Here is a 2,549-nt window from a genome sequence, read left to right as displayed (position 1 = left end):
ACCCCACGAGTATTTTCTCATGGGGTTTAATTTTATCTACTATTTCTTATTTCTTTTTGAATTTTCTTTAAAGCTTTTTTAGATCCTCTTTCTATGTCTCTATCTAACTTTCGTTTTTCAAAACTCACAAACAAACTATCTAAATCATATCCTTCAGGATATAAATCTTTAGCTTTCAACTGCAATTTTAATCTTCTAGCATTTATATTAATAAATTCATCTTTATATAAGACTTCTACATTATTAAATTTATCCATAGATTTATATACTATGCCGAAATCTTCAAAATCTAATAATTCAACTTTATCTCCAATTTCAAAGTCTGGAAAAGTCGTTAAGGATATTTTTTCTTCTTCAACAGTTTTCTGCATAATCTTATTTTTGTTTATCAAAGTAAAATCATAATTTTTATTATCCATATAAGATTTTGCCTTTTGTAATACCTTTTCTTTTATTCCCATTTTTCTAGAAATAAATAATGCATTACTATCCTCTGACCTCCCAATAATAAGCTTATATAAAGGTTCCAATGTTTCTTTATCAAACATCATACCTGCATTTTCAAAATGAGGATGTTTATTTGCAAAATGCTTAATTTCTTCATAGTGAGTAGATGCTATTGTTATGCATCCCGTTTGATAGAACTCCTCAAGCAAAGCAATGGCTAAGCTAGCCCCATCATTCGGATCTGTTCCAGAACCAATTTCATCAAATAGTACCAGTGTATTTTTGTTAGCTTCTTTCATAATATTTGCTATATTTTTTATATGAGATGAAAAAGTACTAAGTGCATTTTCAATACTTTGATTATCTCCAATATCAACAAACACTTTCTCAAATATAGCTATTTCAGTATTTTCCTTAGCTGGTATATCAAGTCCACACTGTGTCATCAAAGTTAAAATACCTACAGTTTTTAAAGTAACAGTTTTTCCACCTGCATTAGGACCTGTTATAATTAAACTTCTATATTTATCACCTATTTCAAAATCTAGCGGTATCACATTTACCTTTAGAAGAGGATGTTTTCCCTTAATAATTTTTGTGTATCCATGATTATTTATCTTTGGAGTAATACATTTATTATTTTGGCTAAACTTAGCCTTCGCAAATACCATATCATATTCAGATACTATTTCCATATTTAACTTAATTTCTGTAATCTTATCGTAAATTAATTCTGTAAGATAAGATAAAATCTTATACTCTTCTATAGCTTCTTCGCTTTTCAATGTAATTAACTCTAGAGAATATTTACTTATAGATGCGGGCTCAATAAATACTGTAGAACCCTTTGATGAAGTATATAGAATTGTTCCATCAACTTCATTCTTAAAAGATGATTTAATAGGCACTACAAATCTATCATCTCTTTTACTTATAATAAATTCTTGTATATATTTTTTATTGGTAGAAGAAGTTAAAAATTTATTTAACCTTTCCTTTATTCTACCTTCACATATTTCTATATTTCGTCTAATTTTTTTTAATTCTTTACTAGCCTCACTAGAAATTTTGTTATTTTTAATTGAAAATTTGATTTCTTCTTCTATACTTTCACATTCAGTTATATTTAGTGCATAAGAACTTAGTGTTGGTGAATAAAACTCTTTATCCAACATAAATCCTTTTATCTTTCTACACCCTCTCAGGAAATCTTCACAAGAAATAATCTCTGTAACTTCTAGAATCATACCTTTTTCTACTTTATCTATAACAGGATATATATTAAATAATCCTTCTAGCGGTACATGATTACTATTTTCTAAAACTTTTCTTGCTTCTTTATTTTCTGATAACTTTCTTTTTATTACTGAATAACTTGCACTAGGTTCTAATTTATCTATAAGACTCTTCCCAAGCGAACTTACACAGTTAATTTTAACTAACTCTTTAACTTCGTTTAATTGTAATTTTTCAAATGTATCTAAATTCATTTATTATCTCCTTTATTTATATTCCAATCTTTCTTTTCTTCACTTAAAAAGACTTCTCTATAAATAAGGATTGTATTTATAGCGGATACTCCTTATTTATAAAGAAGTTCTCCCACGGTGCTCTTATTATTTTTCAAAAACAACTCTCCTTTTAATTTTTATTTGTAATATTATATTATCATATAAATAATATGTTTTCAAAATATGTTCATAAATATATAAAATATTAAATAGTATTTAATCCGTATAAAATAAAAAGAGCAGATTTTAAAGTTTAATTAAAACCCGCTCTTCTAAATATACCATTATTTATTGTATCTTCAGTAACTATTTTATTCCATTACCATAACTTCTGTAGCTTTTACTATAGCTGTTACATCAGTACTCACTGCTAATCCTAATTCTTTTACTGCTTCACATGTTATTGTTGATGTAATAACTTATCCTTTGGGTAATTCTATTTTAACTACTGAGTTAACTGCACCTTCATTTATTTCTTTCACTTTCCCTGCGAATTGATTTCTTGCACTTAATTTCATTTTGTTTCGCCCCTAAATTTTGTTTATAAATAGTTTTTATTAGTTATATCTATCTTTTCATTGAATTTACATA

Annotated in this window: 1 protein-coding gene and 1 pseudogene; both read right to left on the bottom strand. The window is 26.6% G+C overall.

Annotation, left to right across the window (positions count from 1 at the left end):
- Positions 1 to 32: 32 nt before the first annotated feature.
- Positions 33 to 1,937 (bottom strand): endonuclease MutS2, encoded by a 1,905-nt coding sequence (locus tag NSA58_RS18730; RefSeq protein ID WP_257560831.1) that lies wholly within the window; start codon positions 1,935 to 1,937, stop codon positions 33 to 35.
- A gap of 332 nt (positions 1,938 to 2,269) precedes the next feature.
- Positions 2,270 to 2,476, bottom strand: a pseudogene (locus NSA58_RS18725) (TOBE domain-containing protein).
- Positions 2,477 to 2,549 lie beyond the last annotated feature (73 nt).

Source organism: Terrisporobacter muris, assembly GCF_024621905.1.
Lineage (GTDB): Bacteria > Bacillota > Clostridia > Peptostreptococcales > Peptostreptococcaceae > Terrisporobacter > Terrisporobacter muris.
The sequence above is the reverse complement of the archived record's forward strand: the minus strand, read 5'-3'. Positions and strand labels throughout refer to the sequence as shown.

Excerpts from the sequence above, each read along its gene's own strand:
- NSA58_RS18730 (WP_257560831.1), bottom strand. The coding sequence starts at position 1,937 with ATGAATTTAGATACATTTGAAAAATTACAATTAAACGAAGTTAAAGAG.